The organism is Altererythrobacter sp. CAU 1778 (assembly GCF_054482795.1).
Window position 1 is genome coordinate 844,445 of the sequence record NZ_JBTLRP010000001.1, and the last position, 20,653, is coordinate 865,097.

The 20,653-nt window shown below is 65.5% G+C and carries 19 protein-coding genes and 1 tRNA gene; 12 read left to right on the forward strand and 8 right to left on the reverse strand.

Annotated elements, in window-relative coordinates:
* The first annotated feature begins 5 nt into the window (after positions 1-5).
* The 12 genes from ACXYN8_RS03765 to ACXYN8_RS03820 all read left to right on the forward strand — a co-directional run bounded on the left by ACXYN8_RS03765 (position 6) and on the right by ACXYN8_RS03820 (position 13,428).
* Positions 6-899 carry a cell division protein FtsQ/DivIB gene (locus ACXYN8_RS03765; protein ID WP_458887971.1) on the forward strand — a complete coding sequence of 298 codons (894 nt, stop codon included), beginning with the start codon at positions 6-8 and terminating at the stop codon, positions 897-899.
* The gene (ftsA, locus tag ACXYN8_RS03770) at positions 899-2,203 is read left to right on the forward strand and encodes a cell division protein FtsA (protein WP_458887972.1); all 1,305 of its coding nucleotides are present in this window, start codon (positions 899-901) and stop codon (positions 2,201-2,203) included. Before ACXYN8_RS03765 ends, ftsA begins: the two co-directional genes overlap by 1 nt.
* Positions 2,204-2,339: 136 nt before the next feature.
* Positions 2,340-4,067, forward strand: a complete 1,728-nt coding sequence (ftsZ, locus tag ACXYN8_RS03775; protein ID WP_458887974.1) for a cell division protein FtsZ — start codon at positions 2,340-2,342, stop codon at positions 4,065-4,067.
* 126 nt (positions 4,068-4,193) lie between these two features.
* Positions 4,194-6,203, forward strand: a complete 2,010-nt coding sequence (locus ACXYN8_RS03780; protein ID WP_458887976.1) for a tetratricopeptide repeat protein — start codon at positions 4,194-4,196, stop codon at positions 6,201-6,203.
* 117 nt (positions 6,204-6,320) lie between these two features.
* Entirely contained in the window at positions 6,321-6,827 is a 507-nt protein-coding gene (locus tag ACXYN8_RS03785) for a type III secretion system chaperone family protein (RefSeq protein WP_458887977.1), read from the forward strand.
* 10 nt (positions 6,828-6,837) lie between these two features.
* Entirely contained in the window at positions 6,838-7,635 is a 798-nt protein-coding gene (locus ACXYN8_RS03790) for a pyrroline-5-carboxylate reductase family protein (protein WP_458887978.1), read from the forward strand.
* 109 nt (positions 7,636-7,744) lie between these two features.
* Positions 7,745-8,497, forward strand: a complete 753-nt coding sequence (locus ACXYN8_RS03795) for a Bax inhibitor-1/YccA family protein (RefSeq protein ID WP_458887979.1) — start codon at positions 7,745-7,747, stop codon at positions 8,495-8,497.
* A 170-nt stretch (positions 8,498-8,667) separates the two neighbouring features.
* Positions 8,668-9,813, forward strand: coding sequence for a hypothetical protein (locus ACXYN8_RS03800; RefSeq protein WP_458887980.1), 1,146 nt, complete (start codon positions 8,668-8,670; stop codon positions 9,811-9,813).
* Between the two features lie 110 nt (positions 9,814-9,923).
* Positions 9,924-9,999, forward strand: a tRNA-Ala gene (locus ACXYN8_RS03805).
* 258 nt (positions 10,000-10,257) lie between these two features.
* Positions 10,258-11,340, forward strand: coding sequence for a GTPase ObgE (gene obgE, locus ACXYN8_RS03810; protein ID WP_458888900.1), 1,083 nt, complete (start codon positions 10,258-10,260; stop codon positions 11,338-11,340).
* A 52-nt stretch (positions 11,341-11,392) separates the two neighbouring features.
* Positions 11,393-12,523 (forward strand): glutamate 5-kinase, encoded by a 1,131-nt coding sequence (gene proB, locus ACXYN8_RS03815; RefSeq protein ID WP_458887981.1) that lies wholly within the window; start codon positions 11,393-11,395, stop codon positions 12,521-12,523.
* Entirely contained in the window at positions 12,520-13,428 is a 909-nt protein-coding gene (locus ACXYN8_RS03820) for an NAD-dependent epimerase/dehydratase family protein (protein ID WP_458887982.1), read from the forward strand. Before proB ends, ACXYN8_RS03820 begins: the two co-directional genes overlap by 4 nt.
* A 1-nt stretch (position 13,429) precedes the next feature.
* On the opposite strand, the gene ACXYN8_RS03825 is transcribed toward ACXYN8_RS03820, so the two are convergent.
* The 8 genes from ACXYN8_RS03825 to ACXYN8_RS03860 form a co-directional block, all read right to left on the reverse strand.
* Complete coding sequence (locus ACXYN8_RS03825) at positions 13,430-14,197, reverse strand: phosphoadenylyl-sulfate reductase (RefSeq protein ID WP_458887983.1); 768 nt, start codon at positions 14,195-14,197, stop codon at positions 13,430-13,432.
* On the reverse strand, positions 14,190-14,615 hold the full coding sequence (locus tag ACXYN8_RS03830) for a DUF934 domain-containing protein (RefSeq protein ID WP_458887984.1): 426 nt from the start codon (positions 14,613-14,615) through the stop codon (positions 14,190-14,192). The genes ACXYN8_RS03825 and ACXYN8_RS03830 overlap by 8 nt, the downstream gene beginning before the upstream one ends.
* Positions 14,608-16,242: a nitrite/sulfite reductase gene (locus ACXYN8_RS03835; protein ID WP_458887985.1), complete on the reverse strand. Its 1,635-nt coding sequence runs from the start codon at positions 16,240-16,242 to the stop codon at positions 14,608-14,610. Before ACXYN8_RS03835 ends, ACXYN8_RS03830 begins: the two co-directional genes overlap by 8 nt.
* Before the next feature lies 1 nt (position 16,243).
* Complete coding sequence (locus tag ACXYN8_RS03840; protein ID WP_458887986.1) at positions 16,244-16,543, reverse strand: DUF2849 domain-containing protein; 300 nt, start codon at positions 16,541-16,543, stop codon at positions 16,244-16,246.
* A complete protein-coding gene (gene cobA / locus ACXYN8_RS03845) occupies positions 16,540-17,301 on the reverse strand; it encodes a uroporphyrinogen-III C-methyltransferase (protein WP_458887987.1) in 762 nt (253 codons plus the stop codon). Before cobA ends, ACXYN8_RS03840 begins: the two co-directional genes overlap by 4 nt.
* A gap of 112 nt (positions 17,302-17,413) precedes the next feature.
* On the reverse strand, positions 17,414-18,532 hold the full coding sequence (locus ACXYN8_RS03850; protein ID WP_458887989.1) for a mechanosensitive ion channel family protein: 1,119 nt from the start codon (positions 18,530-18,532) through the stop codon (positions 17,414-17,416).
* A gap of 9 nt (positions 18,533-18,541) precedes the next feature.
* Positions 18,542-19,750 carry a cystathionine beta-lyase gene (metC, locus tag ACXYN8_RS03855; RefSeq protein ID WP_458887991.1) on the reverse strand — a complete coding sequence of 403 codons (1,209 nt, stop codon included), beginning with the start codon at positions 19,748-19,750 and terminating at the stop codon, positions 18,542-18,544.
* A complete protein-coding gene (locus ACXYN8_RS03860) occupies positions 19,747-20,589 on the reverse strand; it encodes a sulfurtransferase (protein ID WP_458887992.1) in 843 nt (280 codons plus the stop codon). The genes metC and ACXYN8_RS03860 overlap by 4 nt, the downstream gene beginning before the upstream one ends.
* Between the last annotated feature and the right edge of the window lie 64 nt (positions 20,590-20,653).

The following is a 20,653-nucleotide window of genomic DNA, read 5'->3' on the forward strand; positions in this document are numbered from 1 at the left end:
CGCAGATGGGGCAACGGATCAAGCGCGGGGGCACAGCGGTTCGCAAGACCGCACGGCGGCAGAGCACGAAGGCCAGGGTCGGCAAGGCGCGCGCGCAGACCAGCTCGCTCATGGGCGCGGTGCTGAGCGTGCTGCCCTTCACCGAGGAACAGATCCAGCGCGCCATGGTCGCGGCGATCCTGTTCGTCACCGCCGCCTTCGCATGGTGGCTCGCGACGGTCGCGGGGGTCATCGAACTGGCGCACCACCGCTTCGCCGTCGCCGCTGCCGATAGCGGGTTCGAAGTTCGCCGCGTCGAAGTGCGCGGGGTCGAGCGGATGAACGAGCTGAAGGTCTACGAACGCGTGCTCGGCGCGAAGGACCGGGCGATGCCGCTGGTCGATCTCGACGCGATGCGGGGCGGATTGCTCGAACTGTCGTGGGTCAAGGATGCGCGCATTTCGCGTCAGCTGCCCGACACGCTGGTGGTTGATATCGTCGAACGCGAGCCGCACGCCGTGCTACGCAAACCCGGGCGGCTGGTGCTGATCGATGCGGAAGGCGCGGAGCTCGAACCGATTGCCGCCGATGCGGCCAAGGGAATGCTGCATATTTCTGGCCCCGGCGCGGGCAAGCAGGTGGAACGGCTTTCCCGTCTTCTCGACGCCGCGCCTGCCTTGCGCCCGCAAGTGACCGATGCCGAATGGGTCGGCAACCGCCGCTGGAACGTGACCTTCAACACCGACCAGGTGCTCGCGCTGCCGATGGGGGACGAAGAAGCGGCAACCGCCTTCGTCTCCTTCGCTCAGATGGATGGCGTGAATCGACTGATCGGCGGCAAGGTCGCGACATTCGATATGCGCAGCCCCGAAAGGATCTACATGCGCCCGTGGGAAAGCACGAAGGGGGAGCAGGAGTAATGGCCTCGCAACCTCGCCCGACATCGCGCACTCCGCGCATTTCCAAGCTGTTCGGCGCGTTGAACATCGGCTCGTTTCGCATTTCCGCGATGATCGCGGGCGTGACCGAAACCGGAGAGATGGTCGTGCTCGGCTCCGGCCACCGGCAGGCGGTCGGGATCAAGCGCGGCTATGTCACCGACATGGACGCCGCCACCCACGGCATCCGCCACGCAGTCGAAACGGCGGAGCAGGTCGCCGGCGCAAGCCTTTCCAGCGTGTGGATCGGCTGCTCGGGCGCGGGGCTCGCGAGCAAGGTCTCCACGGTCGAAACCGATATCGGCGGACGCCGGATCGAGGACGAGGATATCGAGGACCTGCTGCTCGCCGCGCAGGGCGCGATCGAACCGGATGGCCGCATGGTCCTGCACGCCCAACCGGCGCATTACACGCTGGACGGGGCGCACGGCGTCGCCAATCCCAAGGGCCTCCATGCGGAGCGTCTTGGGGTGGACATCCACGTCATGCTGGCTGACGGTGCGCCGATCCGCAACATCACCGAGGCGGTGCAGAACGCACATCTGGAAGTCGACGGCATCGTCGCCTCTCCCATCGCGGCTGGATACGCCTGCCTCAGCGCGGAGGAGCGGGAACTGGGCGTCGCGCTGATCGAGATCGGCGGGCAGGTGACCAACGTGTCCGTCTACGCGGGCGGGATGCTGCTGGGTCTTACGGCCATTCCCATCGGGTCGAACGACATCACCGATGCGGTTGCCTCCGCCTTCGGCATCCGGCGCTTCCAGGCGGAACGCCTGAAATGCGTCGCCGGATCGGCCATCGCCAGCCCGACCGATCATCGCGAGATGATCCCGGTTTTCGGTCCCGGCGATGACGGCAGCGGCCCGATCGCCCGCCATGCCGACGACAAGAACCGGATTCCGCGCGCCGAACTGATCTCGATACTGACCGGGCAGCTCGACGTGCTGATCACGCAGATCGGGAAAGCGCTGAAGGACATGGGCTTTGCCGGCGCGCGCGGTCAGCAGGTCGTGCTGACGGGCGGAGGGGCGGAACTGGCGGGGCTGGCGGATTACGCACAGAACGCGCTCGGCAAGCCGGTGCGGATCGGTCGTCCCCCTGCGCTGACCGGTCTGGCGGAGGCGCATTCCGGCCCCGGTTTCACCACGCTGGCCGGCCTCGTGCAGTACGCCGCGGCGGACCCGGTCGACATCCGCTCGCTCGCGGCGCGGCGCCAGATCACGCACCGGACCTCCCCGCTGGGATCATTTTCCCGTCTTTTCGGGGCGATGCGCGAGTATTTCTAGGATATACGCGCGCTGTGGATAAGAAAGTCGCTTGCCTGCACGGCCGAATCGGTTTGTGCCAGAATGACGCGCGACAAGTGTTATAACGATTGAATACAACCCGTCTGAAAATGACCTGCCTGTCGGAGACAGCGAAATGAGCATCAACATCGGTCCCCCTTCCGTCGAGGAGCTGCGCCCCCGCATCACCGTGATCGGTGTCGGCGGAGCCGGCGGGAATGCGATCGCCAACATGATCGAGGCGGAGATCGAGGGTGTCGACTTCATCGTCGCCAATACCGATGCTCAGGCGCTGAACAACGCGATCGCCGAAAGCCGCATCCAGCTTGGCCCGGATATCACGCAGGGCCTCGGCGCAGGTTCGCGCCCCGAAGTGGGTCGCGCGGCGGCGGAAGAAACGGTCGAGGAACTCGAACGCGCGCTCGACGGGGTGAACATGGTGTTCATCGCCGCGGGCATGGGCGGCGGAACCGGCACCGGCGCCGCTCCGGTGATCGCGGAGGCCGCGCGCCGCAAGGGCGTTCTGACCGTCGGCGTGGTAACCAAGCCGTTCCTGTTCGAAGGGACGCGCCGCATGCGCGCCGCCGAACAGGGTATCGAGGAGCTGCAGAAGCACGTCGACACGCTGATCGTCATTCCCAACCAGAACCTGTTCCTGGTCGCCAAGGCGGAAACCACCTTCAAGGAAGCCTTCGGCCTCGCCGACGAAGTGCTGCAGCAGGGCGTCCGTTCGATTACCGACCTCATGGTCATGCCGGGCCTCATCAACCTCGACTTCGCCGACGTCCGGTCGGTGATGCAGGAAATGGGCAAGGCGATGATGGGCACGGGCGAAGGCGAGGGCGAGAATCGCGCTCTCGAGGCCGCCGAACGCGCCATTGCCAACCCGCTGCTCGACGGTGTCAGCATGGCGGGCGCGAAGGGCGTGATCATCTCGATCATCGGCGGCGAAGACATGAAGCTGCTGGAAGTCGATGAAGCCGCGAACCACATCCGCGAACTGGTCGACGAAGACGCCAACATCATCTGGGGTTCGGCCTTCAACCCCGACCTCGACGGTCGCATCCGCGTGTCCGTTGTCGCGACGGGTATCGAACAGACCGGCGAGCAGGCGCAGATGGCGCAGCGCCCGGTTAATCTGTCCGCTTCGCGCGGTCCCAAGCGGCCCGTTCTTCCCTTGCCGACCGAAGCCGAAATGGCGGAAGACAGCGCCCCGCAGGAAAGCGATCTCGGCGAGCGTGAGGATTACGGCGCGCAGGAGATGTCGCCGGTGACGAGCCCGGCGGTGCCCGAACCGTTCGAACTCGATGAAGAGGCGATGACCGCCGAAGCCGAGCCGGCCATGTCGGACGCCTATGACGAAGAACCGGAAGATGAGGATGCACCGGCGCCCGCCGCCGGTCTTTCCAGCTACGATCCCGCCACCGACAACGGCGAGGAATACGAGGAAGATGACGCGCCTTTCGACGAGGACAGCTGGCGTGCCGGCGACACCGACGATGGCACGCTGGACCTTGCCAACGTAGCGCCGGAGGAAAAGGGCAGCGACGAATTGCTGCTCGACGCCAGCCGTCTTGCCGATGCGAACGAGCCGGTAGCCCAGAATCCCGGCGGTCGTCGCCGTCGTCTGGTCGTCGGTGAGGAAGCCGAAGGCAGCGGCAGTGCTGGCGCTGCCGGTGGTGGCGCGCCTGCGGGTGGTTCCGGCGGCGGTGGCGGCAGCGCCCCGGCATCGAGCGGCAGCACGCTGTTCGAACGGATGGCCAACCTCTCGCGTGGTTCGAAGGACGAGAGCGAGGACGACGACGATGACGATGGTTCGTCGCTGTCGATCCCGCGCTTCCTCGGCCGTCAGAACAACCAGTAATACTGCGCGCGCCGCGCCTGTTCGGCAAAAGTTCAGGCGCGGCCCGCCACGATGCGGCGCATCGCTATAATGACTGACAGATCGCTCCGTACCTGGCTTTTGGCGCGCGCAAGTATCGCGCCGCTGATGCTGGTCCCGCTCGGCTTGCCGACAGCGGCCCAGGCCCAGGGCGTTGCCGTGGTCCAGCCGCTCCCGCCAGAAGGGATGGGACGGCTGAATGCCGCCGTTCGCCGTCTGGCGCTCAACCCGCAGGATCGCACCGCGATGATCGAGGCTGGCCAGGCCGCGCTCGACGTCGGCGACGTTGAAGGTGCCCGCGGTTTCTTTCTAAAAGCGCAGGCGATGATGCCCAATGCGGCCGATTCGAAGCTCGGCCTTGCTGCCGTAGCGGTGCGGACGGAAGACCCCCTGACCGCGTTGCGCCTGTTCGACGAAGTGCAGGCAATGGGCCGCGACTCCGCCGACTATGCCGCAGATCGGGGGCTGGCCTACGACCTGATTGGCGACAACGCGCGCGCGCAGCAGTTCTACCGCGAGGCGTTGCGCGGTCGGCGCAATAGCGAACTTGTCCGACGTCTGGCTCTGAGCCAGGCCATTTCCGGCGACCAGCGCGGGGCGGAAGCAACTCTCCTGCCGCTCCTCGAACAGCAGGAACTCACCGCTTTCCGGACTCGCGCCTTCGTGCTGGCAATCGGCGGAAAGCGCGACGAGGCCATGTCGATCGTCGAGGCGGTGATGCCGCCGGCCATGGCGAAGCGGCTCGAGCCTTATCTCGGCTACATGGACAGGCTGACCCGCGCGCAGCAGGCCGCGGCAGGCAATTTCGGCAATTTCCCGCTCGCCTCGCAAATCGGCCGGGATGATCCGCGTATCGCCTCTTACGCTTCCCAGATTGGTGCAGGCCCGGCGCCGGTGCAGGTTGCGCAGGCTGATGGGAATCGTCTGGTCCCGCGCGGCGAGGCACTCGGCACGCCGCAGACGGCCGCGCGCGAACCGGGCCGCAGTTCGGCTGCCGATGCTCGCCGCGAAGCGCGCGAGGAGGCTCGACGGGCTGCTCGCACCAGCAGGATCCTGCCGACACGCTCTGCCGCTGCGACGCAGACGGCGACTGTGGCGGCGACTCCCACGCCCACGCCCACCCCAGGTCCGGTGCGACCGCCAGCGGCGGCATCCGACCAGAGCGTCGGTCAGGTGCTCGCTACGAACATGCGCGAGCTGCCTGCTCCGACCCGCGCCGACCTGACCCGCGGCGCGCAGGCGCCCGCAAGCCAGGCAGCGGCCGCGACGAACAGTTCCCCGATGGGCGAACTGCCGCCGGTGGGTACAGCGACGCCTGCCGTCGCGGCCTCGGTGCCAGCCCAGTCTCCCCAGTCCGCAGCCACCAATCAAAGCCCAATCGGCGAGCTTCCGCCGGTGAACGGCTCTGTTCCACGCGTATCCGAACCGGTCCCCAATATCACGCCAGCGTCTACCCCGACGCCGACTCCGGCGTTTGTACCCCCGCCGACGCCAGCGCCGACACCAGCAGCGACGTCGGCTCCGGGCCCGGCAATCGAACTTCCGCCTGAACGGCCCGAGCCAGTGGTCGTTGCACGCTCTTCCACGATCGAGCGCTTGCCGCCGGGCTCGACTCTTCCCGCACCGATGCCTGCGCCGGCCCCTATGCCCGCGCCAACGAGCAGCGCCGTGCCAGTTCCGGCTGCGGAGCCGGCGAGCGTGGCGGATGCCTTTTCGGGCTTCGACCTCGAGAGCACTTCGGCCCGGCTAGCCGCAGGCGCGGTCGACATTACCTCTATCGAGATCCCGCGCGAAATCGACGAGCCGGAGCCCAAGCCGCAGCCAAAGCCCGCACCGCCGCCGCCGCCCAAGGAGCCGAGTCGCATCTGGGTGCAGCTTGCCACCGGTCAGGACACGTCCGCGCTGGCCTTCGATTTCCGGCGCATGGCGCGCCAGGCTCCGGGTCTGCTCAGCAGCCGCAAGGGCTTCACCGCCAGTTGGGGCCAGACGAACCGACTCGTTACCGGGCCGTTCGCCAGCAATGCCGAGGCCAACAGTTTCGTCAGCGACCTGAAAGAGCAGGGGATCGATTCCTTCCGCTTCACCAGCGCAAGCGGCGAGGAAGTGCGGCCGCTGTAGCGCGCCCTCGGGACAGGACAGCTTGTTCACAAGTTTTGAACAAGCTGTTTGCGTTTCCCCCAACAGCCTTGCCCACACCCGTTGCCAGACCCCACCAATGGAGCGCATCCAGCACGCATGAGGACGGTCGCATTAAGGATAGAAAGCAACGAGGGCGCAGCGCCGCTCGACATGCTGTCGGCATTGTTCGAAGCGCGCGGCTGGCCGTGCGAAACGGAAAGCGAGGAGGAAATCCTCGTGGAAATTCAGGGCAGTTGGACGAATTATCAGTTGCGCGCGATCTGGCGCGTGGAAGACAAGGTTCTGCAAATTCTCTGCCTGCCCGACATCCGCGTGCCCGAAGGAAAGCGCGCGCAGATGTTCGAATTGCTGGCGCTGGTTAACGAACAGATCTGGGTCGGCCATTTCGACATCTGGTCGCAGGGCGGGATGCTGCTCTACCGCCACGGCCTGATGCTGGGCGACGATGGATTGCTCGCGCTCGATCACGCGCAGGCCGTCATCGAAAGCGCGATCGGCGAATGCGACCGCTTCTACCCCGCCTTCCAGTTCGCGCTGTGGGGGGACAAGCTGCCGCAGGACGCGCTTTCCAGCGCACTGGTCGATGCGGCCGGGGAACACTAGACTGCCGGTCATGCCATACGATTCGATACTGATTGCCGGTGCGGGCAACATGGGCGGAGCCATGCTCGATGGCTGGGTCGCGGGCCAGTGGCCGGCGGAAAAGCTGGCGATCCTGTCGCCCAACCGCAGCGAGGCACCATCGGGCGTGCGGATCATGCGCGAACCGCCGGAAGACGGCTTCGATGTGCTGGTGCTGGGATTCAAGCCCTACATGCTTGGCGATCTCGCACCCGGTTTGCAGGATGCTGCGCGCGGCAAGCTGGTCGTTTCCGTGCTGGCCGGGGTCGAACTCGCAACGCTGGCGAAACATTTTCCGGACGCTGCCGGTCGGATGCGGCTGATGCCGAATATCGCCTGTGCGCTCGGGAAATCGCCGCTTCCATTGGTGACCGATGGAGAGGTCGACCGCGCGGCGGCGGATGGCCTGCTGGCGCCGCTTGGTTCTCCGGAATGGCTCGCGGACGAGGCGCAATTCGACCTGGTGACGGCGCTGGCCGGTTCGGGTCCGGCGTTTCTCTATCGCTTCATCGACGCACTGGCTGCCGGTGCGCACGAACTCGGCCTGCCGGATGAGCAGGCACAGCGGCTGGCGACCAGCATGGTCGAGGGTGCCGCCGCGCTCGCTGCCGGGTCCGAACATGATGCGGGCGAGCTTGCGCGCCGCGTGGCGAGCCCCGGCGGGGTAACGCAGGCAGGCCTCGATGTGCTCGACGAAGGCAATGCGATACGCGAGTTGCTTACGGCTACCCTTCGCTCTGCCCGCGATCGCAGCGCGCAAATGTCTGAAGAGGCGAAGAAAACAGGGTAAACAGTCCCCCGCCGATTTCCTCCGGTTTCCCTTGAAAATTCGCAACTTCCACGCGATATTGTGCGGGAGCGGCCCACCATTCGTGGCCGACCAGAGGAGTTGAAGACAAATGGCTGATTGGAACGACCCACGTGCGACGAGGACGGGCTTCGGCACCGTTCCCGGTCAGGATGGCCGGGTCGCACCGCAGGCAGCGCAGTATGATGCGGGTCTGCGCAAGCACATGCTGTCGATTTACAACTACATGGCGTCCGGCGTTCTGCTGTCCGGCATCGTTGCGATGTTGTTCGCAGGATCCGGTCTGGCCGCGCAGATCATGACGCAGGGCGGAATACTCGCCTGGCTGATCATCTTGTCGCCGCTGGCCTTCGTTCTCGCGATGAGCCTTGGGCGCAACAAGTTCAGCACCGGCGCTCTCCAGCTGATGTTCTGGGGTTTCGCCACCGTTATGGGATTGTCGCTTTCGACGATCTTCCTGGTCTACTCGGGCCAGTCGATCGCCACGGCGTTTTTCGCCGCGGCAGGCGCTTTCGCTGGCCTCAGCCTTTACGGCTACACCACCAAGAAGGATCTGTCGGGCTTCGGCACCTTCCTGGTCATGGGCGTGATTGGCCTCCTGGTCGCGATGCTGCTCAACGCCTTCGTGTTCCAGTCCGGCGCGATGGGCCTCGCGATCAGCGCTCTCGGCGTGCTGATCTTCGCAGGCCTTACCGCCTACGACACGCAGATGTTGAAGCGGCAGTACGATTACGTCGCTGGTACCGACATGGCCGGCAAGGCGATCATCCTCGGTGCGCTCAGCCTCTACCTGGACTTCATCAACATGTTCCAGTTCCTGCTGACCTTCATGGGCCGCGAATAACCGCACGCCCGACTCGCTTCATCGTGCCCGGGTCGCTTCATTGCGATCCGGGCATTTTCTTTGCGCGAAGAGTGATTTAGGGTCGCCGCTTCAGCTTCGGGCAAGGCTGGTCGGCGCAACATGGGTTGTGCGGTAATATATCCGGCCAAATCAACGGGAAGGGGCGCATCATGGCGACCACACATTCGCCACTCAATATTCGCAAGATCGTCAGCCTCGCGGGGCTGAGCGTGCTGGCGGCCTGTGCCGCGCAGGTTCCGCCGCCTCCGCCGCCTCCGCCGCCGCCTCCGCCGCCGCCGCCGCCTTCGCGCCCTATCCCGCCGATGGGCGCGGCTGCCGGCATGTTCATTCCGCCGGTCGATGTCACCGGGCAACGGTTGACGGTGAATGCCAATCTCAGCACCGACCAGGCGATCTGGAACCTGCGCTCGGGCTGGAATGTCGCGGCGCTCAACTGCATCCGGCCAGAGCACGGCCAGATTCTGCCCGCTTACGTCAACTTTCTCGACCGGTTCTCCAAGCCGTTGAAGAGCACGAACAACGCGCTCGACAAATACTACCGCGAGGAAAACGGTTCTTCGTGGCGGAGCGTGCGGGACAGCTATTCGACGCAGGTCTACAACTATTTCGCCCTGCCGCCCGCGCTACGCGATTTCTGCGATGCGGCGCAGGCTATTTCCGCCGAGTACCTGTTGCTCCCGCCGGAAGATCTGGGCAGCTACGCACTGTCGACCCTGCCGAAGATGGAAGCGGTGTTCGACCGCTTCTATCGCGCTTACGAGGAATACCGCGTCAACCTGGCGGCGTGGGACCAGCAGTATGGCGCGCAGTGGGGGTATCTCTACCCCGGCTACAGCCCGACGCCGCAGCCCGTTTATGGTGCGGTTGCGACGACCAGCGCGTCGATCGACATGAGCGGCACGGCAATGCCGCAAGCGGCGCCGCAGCAGGTCTATGTGCCGCCGTCTGCCGCAACGGGCGCTCCGGTCGTGCAGAGCACACCGGTGGTGCAGGGTGCTGCGACGGTTCAGTCGACGCCGGTGGTGCAGGGCGCGCCCGCGCCGCAGTACACGGCATCGACCGGCACGGCGGCCACCGCCGCCGGTTCTCCAGTCGTGGTGGAGACTATGACCACGCAGAGTTCGGCGGCCGCAGCGAGTGCGCTTCCGCCGGTCGGTTCGGACACCGTCGCGCAACCTGCCATCGTCCTGCCAGGCGATCCGGTGGTTCAGACCGCGACCGAGCAGCCGCGCTTCGTATCGCAGCCGGTGGTGCAAATGCCTGATGAAGAGCCTGCTTCCGACGACGCAGGCTGACGACTGGCGGCGAGGGGGCGTGACTTTTCGCTTCCCTTCGCCGCGCCAGTTTCGCTAAGACGCCGCGCGCGGCTGGCGGCCTGTTCCGTCACTCGCGGCGAGACTGGAACGGGGCCGTAGCTCAGTTGGGAGAGCGCGTCGTTCGCAATGACGAGGTCAGCGGTTCGATCCCGCTCGGCTCCACCAGTCCAAATTCTTTATTTCGACTGATGGCTTTCCGGTTTTGCGATGCCTGTCCGGACTATCGAGCACGCTGCCAGTTCCGGCACTTGCTAAGCCTCGGCACGGACCGCGTTCCAGCGCCGCATTGCGAGATCGCACGTTTCGGCCCATAGGGCCGCAAGGGCAAGTGCCCACCTGCAAATGCTCCGCAGCGCCAGCCGAGGGCATAGCACCGAGGATGCGAGCGCGGATGCGCCCGCTCAACCACGAAGGACTCCGACCATTCACTTTCTCGACCAGGCTAAGATCTACCTCAAATCGGGTGCGGGCGGGCCGGGGGCGGTCAGTTTCCGGCGGGAGAAGTATATCGAGTACGGCGGGCCCGACGGCGGGAACGGCGGCAAGGGCGGCGACGTCATCTTCCGCGCAGTGCCATCGCTCAACACGCTGATCGATTTCCGCTACGCCCAGCACTTCAAGGCAAAGCGTGGCGAGCACGGCATGGGCAAAGACCGCACCGGCGCGGGCGCTGACGATCTGATCATCGAAGTGCCGGTCGGCACGCAGGTCCTGTCAGAAGATCGCGAGGAAGTGCTCTACGACTTCACCGAGGTCGGGCAGGAGGAAATCATCCTGCATGGCGGCATGGGCGGGCGCGGCAACGCAAGTTACAAGACCAGCACCAACCGCGCCCCGCGTCAGCACCAGCCTGGCGAAGCGGGCGAGGAACTGTGGGTCTGGCTGCGACTGAAGCTGCTTGCCGACGCGGGGCTCGTCGGTCTGCCCAATGCGGGCAAATCGACCTTCATCAACCAGGTTTCGAACACCAAGGCGAAAGTGGGCGACTACGCCTTCACCACGCTGGTGCCCAAGCTCGGCGTGGTGCGGCACAAGAACCGCGAATTCGTGCTGGCCGACATTCCCGGCCTGATCGAAGGCGCGGCGGAAGGCGCGGGGATCGGTGATCGCTTCCTGGGCCATATAGAGCGCTGCCGCGTGCTGATCCATCTGATCGACATCTCCGGCGAAGATCCGGCAGCCGCGATGCAGACGGTCGAGGCCGAGCTGTCGGCCTACGAAGGCGAACTGGATGACAAGCCGCGCATTGTCGCTCTGAACAAGATCGACCTAGCCGACGCCGAGTTGTGTGCCGGATTTGCGGAGGAACTGAAGGCTGCCGGGGCACAGGCGGTTTTCCCGATCTCGGGCGCCACGGGCGCCGGGATGGAAGCGCTGCTCGATGCCGTCCTTGGCTATCTGCCCGCGACGACTTCGACCGAACAGCCCGGAATATCGCAGGCGGAGGACAATGCGGACGACGATGGCGACGCCGATGCGTCGGATCGCCCCTGGTCACCGATCTGATCGTCGATCCGCCGTTGATATTTCCTCTGCGTGTCCTAGGTCCGCACGCGACATGATCGAAACTATTCAGGACTTCCGCGACCAGGCCAACTGCCCACGCATGGTGATCAAGATCGGCAGCGCGCTGCTGGTCGACGGGGCCGGCATGATCCGCCGCGACTGGCTTCGCACCCTGGTGCAGGAAGTGAAGACCGCGCGCGATCGCGGGCAGGAGGTGGTGATCGTCTCCTCTGGCGCCATTGCGATCGGCGCGCGCAAGCTTGGCTTTGCGGGCGGCGGGCGGCGCACCTTGTCCGAAGCGCAGGCGTCCGCCTCCGTCGGGCAGATCGCACTGGCCGCGACATGGTCCGAACTGCTGGCCGAAGAAGGTCTTGTCGCTGCCCAGCTATTGCTGACGCTCGACGATTTCGAGGCGCGGGCGCGCTATCTCAACATCTCGGCCACCCTTCGCCGCCTGCTGAAGGAAGGCGTCGTCCCGGTCGTGAACGAGAACGATTCAATCACGACGAGCGAGATCAAGTTCGGCGATAACGACCGCCTGTCCGCCCGCGTCGCACAGGCTTGCGGCGCATCGGGCATTTTCCTGCTGACCGATGTCGATGGCCTTTACGACCGCCACCCTGAGCATCCCGATGCGGAACGCCTGTCCGAAGTGCGCGGCGTAACCGACGAGATTCACTCGATGGCGGACAGCAAGTCCGGATCTGGTGTGGGAACGGGCGGCATGACCGCCAAGCTGCTCGCCGCCGAGATTGCGGAGCGGGCCGGCATTGCTCTCGCCATCATCGACGGGGCGCACCAGTACCCGCTGGGCGTCGCCATCGCGAGCCAGCGCTGCACCCTGTTCCTGCCGAAACGCGACGACAGCGCCTACAAGGCATGGATCGGCGGAAGGCTGCGCTTCAACGGCTCGTTGCAGGTGGACAGCGGGTGCGTTGCCGCGTTGGGGCGGGGCAAGAGCGTGCTGGCCGCCGGCGTTACCAAGGTGGACGGCGATTTCGAGCGTGGCGACATTATCTCCGTCCATGACGAGACGGGGCGCATGGTCGCCAAGGGCATGGTCGAATACGACGCGTCGCAATGCCGCGCGATCATGGGGCGGCAGACCGAACAGCATGAGGAAATCCTCGGCCACACGCCGCGCAGTTCGGTCATCCACCGGGACCAGCTGGTGCTGTTGTGACCATCGCGCTGACCGGCGCGACCGGGTTCGTCGGGCAGGCTGTACTGGATGAAGCGACACGGCGCGGGCTGACCGTCCGCGCGCTGACCCGTCGCACGCAATCACCGCGCGAGAGAGTAGACTGGATTCACGGCGATCTCGACAACCGCCGTGCGCTCGCGCGGCTGTGTCGCGGCGTGGAAGCCGTGATCCACGTGGCGGGCGTGGTGAACGCGCCCGACAAGGCCGGGTTCGAGCGCGGCAATGTCACCGGCACGCTCAACCTCGTGGAAACGGCGCTGGCGGCGGGCGTGCCGCGTTTCGTCCATGTGTCCTCACTCTCCGCGCGTGAGCCGCAGTTGTCGGCTTACGGGGCGTCGAAGCGGCGGGCGGAGAAGCTGGTCGCGGCGAGTGGCCTCGACTGGACCATCGTGCGCCCGCCCGCGATCTACGGCCCGCGCGACCGCGAGATTCTCGAACTGTTCAAGCTGGCGAAGTTGGGCGTCGTGCCGATGCCCCAGGAGGGGCGGGATTCCCTGCTCCATGTCGACGATCTCGCGCGCCTGTTGCTCGACCTCATCCCGTCGCGCGAGGAAGTGACGCACGAAATTTTCGAACCCGACGACGGGACAGCAGGCGGCTGGGCGCGCAGTGAATGGGCGCGGGCGATTGGCAAGGCCGTAGGCAAGGACGTTCGCGTGCCGCAGATGAGCAAGGCGACGCTGTCGAAACTGTCCGCGGCCGAACGGCTGTTTCGCGGCAGCAAGGCCAAGCTGACCGCCGACCGCGTGGACTACATGGTGCACCCTGACTGGACCGCCGCAAAGCGACGCGCCGTTCCACCGCGCATCTGGCAACCGCGTATCGAAACGCGCGAAGGGCTGAAAGCGACCGCCGACTGGTACCGCCAGCAGGGCTGGCTCTGACCTAGAGGAAGGGCTCCTCGCCGGGCTTGTGGATGCCGCACTCGGTCTTGTCCCAACCGGCCCAACGCCCGGCACGCGGATCTTCGCCCGGCGCGACGGGCCGGGTGCAGGGCGAACAACCGATTGAGGGATAGCCCTGCGCCACCAAGGGATGACGCGGCAGGTCATGTTCGATCATGAAGGCGTCGAGCTGCTCCGCCGTCCAGTCGATCAGCGGATTGATCTTGAGGCGCCCCTGCGTGTCCGAATTGTCGATCTCGAAGCGCGGCAGATGCGCGCGGGTGGCGGCCTGGAAGGCCTTGCGACCCGTCAGCGTCGCATCGAAATGCGCCAGTGCTTTCGCCAGCGGGCGCACCTTGCGGATTTCGCAGCAGCCGTCGGGGTCGAAGCTCCAGCGCAGGCCGTTGTCGTCCTTGGCGGCCAGTTCGGCGGGATCGGGTTCGAGTATCTGGAGATTGGTCAGACCGAGGTGCGCTACCAGATCGTCGCGATAGGTCAGCGTCTCCGGGAAATGCTTGCGAGTTTCGAGGAACAGCACAGGGATGGCCGGATCGATGTCCGCCACCACCTTCAGAAGCACCGCGCTTTCCGCCCCGAAGCTGGAGACGGTGGCGACGTCGCCCGCAATGCGATCCTTCAGCACGGCTTCGAGAACTTCGTGCGCGTCGCTGCCGCGGAACATGCGGTTCAGGCGCACGGCGTCCTGCTCGCTATGGCGCGGCCCAGTGTCGATACGGTCGATGGCACGCACGGGATCGGCTTCAGCCATGGCGCAGGTTCCAGATCGGGGTCCGCGCATCGGCAGCGGACTGGTAGACGTGCGGGAAGCGGTTGAGCGCCGCCTCGACGTCTGCCGGATTGAGTGCCTTGTCCGGATCGAAGCTGTCGAAGCCGCAGCGGCGCATATATTCCAGCTGGTCGACGAGCACATCGCCCACCGCGCGCAGTTCGCCGTCATAGCCAGCCTCGCGCAGCACCCGCGCTGCGGAATAGCCGCGCCCGTCGCCGAAGACGGGAAAATTCACTTCGACGAGGCGGATCTGGTCCAGATGCGGGATCAGCGCGCGGGCATCGTCGCCCGGTTCGATACGAACTGCGCTGGCGTTGCTCTGGTCGATGAAGGCATCGACGGTGACAGCCGGATGATCGACGGTCTCGTCATCGCGGAAACGGAGGATCTCACTCATACAAAGCCTCCTTGAAGGGTTCCATGCCGATACGGCGATAGGTGTCGAGGAAGCGCTCTCCCTCGCTGCGCTGGGCGAGGTAGACGTCGGTCGCCTTTTCGACTGCGTCGACGATGCCGTCCTCGGTGAAACCGGGGCCGGTGATCTTGCCGAGCGAGGTGTCCGCGCCTTCGCTGCCGCCGAGCAGCAGCTGGTAATTCTCGGTGCCCTTGCGGTCGACGCCGAGGATGCCGATGTGGCCCGCATGGTGATGGCCGCAGGCGTTGATGCAGCCGGAAATCTTCAGCTTCAGCTCGCCCAGCGCGTCGCCCTTGCCATTGGCGGCGAAGCGTTCGGAAATCTTCTGTGCGACCGGGATGGAGCGCGCATTGGCGAGCGAGCAATAGTCGAGGCCGGGGCAGGCGATGATGTCGTCGATCTGGTCAAGGTTCGGCGTGCCGAGACCTGCCGCGTCGAGCTTCTGCCACAACTCGTAGAGCCGCCCGATTTCGACATGGGGCAGGACGATGTTCTGCGTGTGCATGACGCGCAGTTCGTCGAAACTGTATTCCGCCGCGAGGTCGGCCATCAGGTGCATCTGCTGCGCGCTGGCATCGCCGGGAATGCCGCCCACGGGCTTAAGGCTGATGACGGCGGAGACATAGCCGGGCGCCTTGTGCGCGGTGCAGTTGCGGTCGATCCATAGTGCGAAGTCGGGATCGGAGCGGTCGGGCTTGTCCGTCAGGCCGGTCTTGAATTCGGGGTCGGCGAAGAAGGTGCGAATACGCTCCAGCTCGGCAAAGGGCGGTTCGACGCCCTGATCCAGCAGGTGCGCGAATTCCTCTTCGACCTGGCGGGTGTATTCCTCCGCACCGAGTTCGTGGACGAGGATCTTGATCCGCGCCTTGTACTTGTTGTCGCGGCGGCCGTAGCGGTTGTAGACCCGCAAACACGCCTCCGAATAGGTCACCAGCTGGTCTAGCGGCACGAAGTCGCGGATGCAGGGAGCGATCATCGGCGTGCGGCCCATGCCGCCGCCGACGTAGAACGCCGCGCCGAGTTCGCCAGCGTCATTCTTCACGATCTGGATGCCGATATCGTGCAGGCGCATGGCCGCGCGGTCGGTGTCGCTGGCGATGACCGCGATCTTGAACTTGCGCGGCAGGTAGCTGAATTCCGGGTGGAAGCTCGACCACTGGCGCAGCAGCTCCGCATAGGGGCGCGGATCGATCAGCTCGTCCGCCGCAGCGCCTGCGAAATGGTCCGAACTGATGTTGCGGATGCAATTGCCGCTGGTCTGGATGGCATGCATCTCGACCTTGGCGAGATCGGCCAGCAGATCGCCCGCTTCTTCCAGCTTGATCCAGTTATACTGGATGTTCTGGCGGGTGGTGAAGTGGCCGTAACCGCGGTCGTACTTGTCCGCGATGTCGGCCAGCGCGTGCATCTGGCGGCCATTGAGCGTGCCGTAAGGCACCGCGACGCGCAGCATGTAGGCGTGCAGCTGAAGGTAGAGGCCGTTCATCAGCCGCAGCGGCTTAAACTGGTCTTCGGTGAGCGTGCCTTCGAGACGGCGGCGGCACTGGTCGCGGAATTCCTCCACCCGTGCATCGACCATCGCCTGGTCGTATTGGTCGTAAAGATACATGTCAGATCACCCAGTTGCCGGCGGTCGGGTCGGCGGGTTTGAGAGTGAGGTCGGGACGCACCGTCGGGCCCAGCGCGCGGATGCGATCCTTGATGTGGGCGGGGCGCACGCCGAATTTGTCGTCCCGCTCCGCTTCGATGGCGTAGGGCGCATTGACGCGGCGGGCGGCTTCTTCCTTGGCGGCGATAGTGTCGGCCTGATCGCCCACGTCCACGGCGTCGGCGACGTGGATCGACCAGTCGTAACCGGTCCACCAGACCACCGCCCCGCTCTTCAGGTCGTTTCCGGTCAGAATCTTCATGCGATATGTTCCTGCAGGGAGAAGGCGAGGGCGGCATCGTCCTGACGCGCGGTGACTTCGCCGATCACGATCAGCGCGGGGCTGACCACTTTGTGCTGTTCCACAATGTCGGGCAGCGCCGCGAGCGGACCGCGCAGCACGCGCATCTGCGGGCGGCTGGCATTCTCGATCACGGCGAGCGGCATGTCGGGCGCGAGGCCGTCGGCCATCAGCTTTTCCGCGATGCTGGCAGAAGTCTTGACCCCCATGTAGATGACCAGCGTGCGGCCTTTTCCGGCCAGGCCCGCCCAGTCCTGTTCCGCCAGCCCCTTGCACTGCCCGGCGACGAAGCTGACTATGCTGGAGGCGTCGCGGTGCGTCAGCGCGATCTGCGCCGCCGCGCCCGCGCCTTGTGCAGCGGTGATGCCGGGCACGATTTCCACGGCCACTCCGGCAGCGCGTGCGGCTTCGGCTTCCTCGCCGCCGCGCCCGAAGATGAAGGGATCGCCCCCCTTCAGCCGCACGACGTCGCGACCTGCGAGAGCTTCGCGCACGAGCAGGGCGTTGATGTCTTCCTGCGGCAGGGTGTGGCGCGCCCGGCTCTTGGCGACGGAAACGAGCTTTGCCGAAGGAGCGGCCAGCGCAAGGATGGCGGGATCGACCAGCCCGTCGTGCACGATGAGACGCGCGCTTTCGATCAGGCGCGCGGCGCGCAGCGTCAGCAGGTCGGGATCACCCGGACCTGCGCCGACAAGATATATGGTTCCGGTTTCTGCCATGTCGGGCAAATGGCAATCGTACTGCCGCCGCACCAATCAGAATGCTTGTCCCATCGCTAAGCGCAGATTTTGAAATCGACGCTTCCATGGCGGGAAGCAGAACTTCGGCAAACTAGTGCGCAGGCTTGTCGAGCCGCTGGGCGATCGCGGCGATCAACTGTTCGAACTGCGCGTTGTTGCGCAGGTTGATGTCGCGTTGCGGGAAGGGGATCTCGATGCCGTTTTCCTGGAACAGGTCCCACAGTTTCTTGAGAACCTGCGACCGCACATTGCCGATCCCTTCTTCCGGGTCGGTGATCCAGCAATGGATGATGAAGTCGACCGAGCTTTCGCCATACTGGTCGAGCCATACGGTCGGAGGCGGGGTCTTGAGAACGCGTTCCGCGCTCCTCGCGGCTTCCAGCATCAGCTTTTCGGCCAGCTTTATGTCGCAATTGTAGGAGATACCGACCGGCACCTGCATTCGCACGTTGCGACTGGAATAGGACCAGTTCTCCACCTGATTGACCATCAGGTTCTCGTTCGGGATGAGGTATTCCTTCTGGTCGCGCGTGGTGATGGAGACCGCGCGAATTCCGATCTTGCGGATCTGGCCGAAGGTGCTGGCGCCGGACTGGTCGGCCACCGCGATGACGTCCCCCGGCTTGATCGACTTGTCCATCAGCAGGATGATCCCTGCGATCAGATTGCCGAAGGTCTTTTGCAGGCCGAAGCCGATGGCGAGACCGAACGCGCCGGAAAATACCGCCAGCGCGGTCAGATCGATGCCCAGCAGATCGATGCCGACCAGAATGGCGAGCGCCCAGACACCCAGTGTAATGAGCTTTTCGGCCAGCAATCGCTGAGAGGGATCGAGCTTCGTCGCGCGGCGCAAGATGGCGTGGGCGAAGCGCGACAGGGCGAAGGCGGCGAAGATGACGCCCGCGATCACCATCAGAACGACCAGCGCGTCCCACATCGACACGTGGAAATTGCCAACGTCGAGAGCAAGCCGGTCCAGCCGTTCGACAATGCTGCCGACGGTCTCGCTTCGGCCCGAAACGGCGTCCTTGATGTCCTCCGCGGCTTTCACCGAGTCTCCGCTATCCGCCGGAAGCGAGCCGGGCATCGGCGGCAGTTCCGCCACCGGGTCATTGCCCGAACCCGCGGCAACGTCGGCCGCGGGCGCGTCGGCCGGGGGCGCATCGGGGGCGGGGGCGTCGCTTTCGGGAAGGGTCTGCGGGGCGCTCATTGCGATCGGTCAGTCGCCTTTCAGGGCAGCAAAGCCGCGTTCGAGATCGCGGATCAAATCATCGGTGTCTTCGAGGCCGATGGATAAGCGAATGCCAAGTCCTTCGCCACCCCCGCAGGCCGAAGGCGGGAAGGGCATCGTGTCGCGAATGCTGTCTGGGTCGAACGGCAGGGCGAGACTTTCGAACCCGCCCCAGCTGTACCCGATGCCGAACAGTTCGAGCGCATCGACAAACCGGGCGCGTGCGGCGCTGTCGGCGGTGTCGAGAAGGAAGCTGAACAAGCCGCAGGCACCGGTGAAATCGCGCTGCCACAGGTCATGGCCCGGCGCGCCGGGCATGGCAGGGTAGAGCACGGCGGAAACGTCTTCGCGCGCGCACAGCCAGTGCGCGATAGCGAGGGCGGACCGCGTCGTGCTTTCCAGCCGCAGGCCCATGGTGCGAAGACCGCGCAGGGCGAGCGCGGCATCGTCAGGCGAAACGACGTGTCCCAGCGCCTGTGCGGTGGCGCGCAGCTTCGGATAGTACGCCTCCCCCGCAGACGCGCTGCCCATCAAGAGATCGGAATGGCCGCCAACGTGCTTGGTCAGCGCCTGGATCGTGATGTCGCAGCCCCGCTCGAGCGCCGGGAAGCCCAGCGCGGTGGCCCATGTGTTGTCGATCATCCGGACCAACCCGTGATCGCCAGCAATCTGGGCCAGCGCAGGGATGTCACAAACCTCCATCGTCAGACTGCCTGGGTTCTCGAACATGACGGCCTTGCAGGTATCGTCGATCTGTTCTGCGAAACCGTCCACATCGAGCGGATCGAAAAACCGCGCGGTGATGCCAAAACGCTTCAGCAGGCCGAGCCCGGTGTTGCGCGTGGGGTCGTAGGCATTGTCGCAGATCAACACGGTGTCGCCGGCCTCCAGCACGGCGAGCATCGCGCCGACCAGCGCGGCGAGGCCGCTGGGATAGAGCACCGTGCCCGCTGCGCCCGGCTCGATTGCGGTAAGCGCGTCGCTCAGCGCCCATTGCGTCGGCGAGCCTCTGCGGCCGTAGAAGAAATCACCATCGCGGTTGCGCGCGGCTGCGCGCTTCCTTTCGCCTTCGCTGGCATAAAGGTGCGTGCTGCCGCGCCAGACCGGCGGGTTGACCACCGCGCCGGTCCATTCGGGGCGGCGACCGCCGGTTGCGAGGCGCGTGGCGGGTTTGCCTTCGCCGGGGGTCTTGCTCATGCAGGTCCTGTTGCCTTCGGGGTGTCGGGGTCCATCGCCCATTCGCTCCAGCTGCCATCGTAGAGCGCGATGTCGGTAGCGCCGATCTGATCGAGCGCGTGGAACAGGATCGCGGCGCTGACGCCGCTTCCGCAGGTGGTGACCACGGGCTTGGCAGGGTCGATGCCAACTTCTTCGAATGCTGCGCGCAGCCTATCGGGGGGAAGCATCGTGCCATCATCGCGAAACAGCTGCGAATAGGGCAGATTGCGGGCGCCGGGAATGTGCCCGCTTGCCATTCCGGGGCGGATTTCCGGTTCGTTACCGGTAAAACGGCCCGCTCCGCGAGCATCGACGAGCTGTTCCATGCCGGTCTCGCAATTGGCGGCGATCTGGTCCTTGAGCCGCAGAAGCCCGTCGTCGCGGCTGGCATGGAAGGGTCGGGGAGAGGCATTCGCCGCGCCGCTATCGATTTCGCGGCCTTCGGCCTGCCACTTGGCCAGCCCGCCATCGAGCACCGCGGCATCGGCATGGCCGAACAGGCGGAACAAATACCAGGCCCGGAAGGCGCTGTGGATTGCGCTGTCGTCATACAAAACGACGCGCGAAGAATTGCTAACCCCAAGTTCGCCGACGACCTCGGCAAACTGTTCCGGTGGGGGGACCATGCCCGGGGCCGGGTGGTCGGCGTCGGCAAGGCGGGAGAGATCGAGACGCAGCGCGCCGGGAATATGCGCCGCAGCAAAATCGGCAGCGGCGTCGCGTCCCGCGTCGGGCAGGTGCGCGCTCGCGCTGAGCACCACGATGTCGTCGCTACCCAGCCGGCTCGCCAGCCAATCGGTCGATACAAGTGAGTCCATGCCAGAGGGCTTAACCCCCCACGCGTGCTGCGTCGAGAACTCGCGCCCTCTTGTCCGCCGCGCG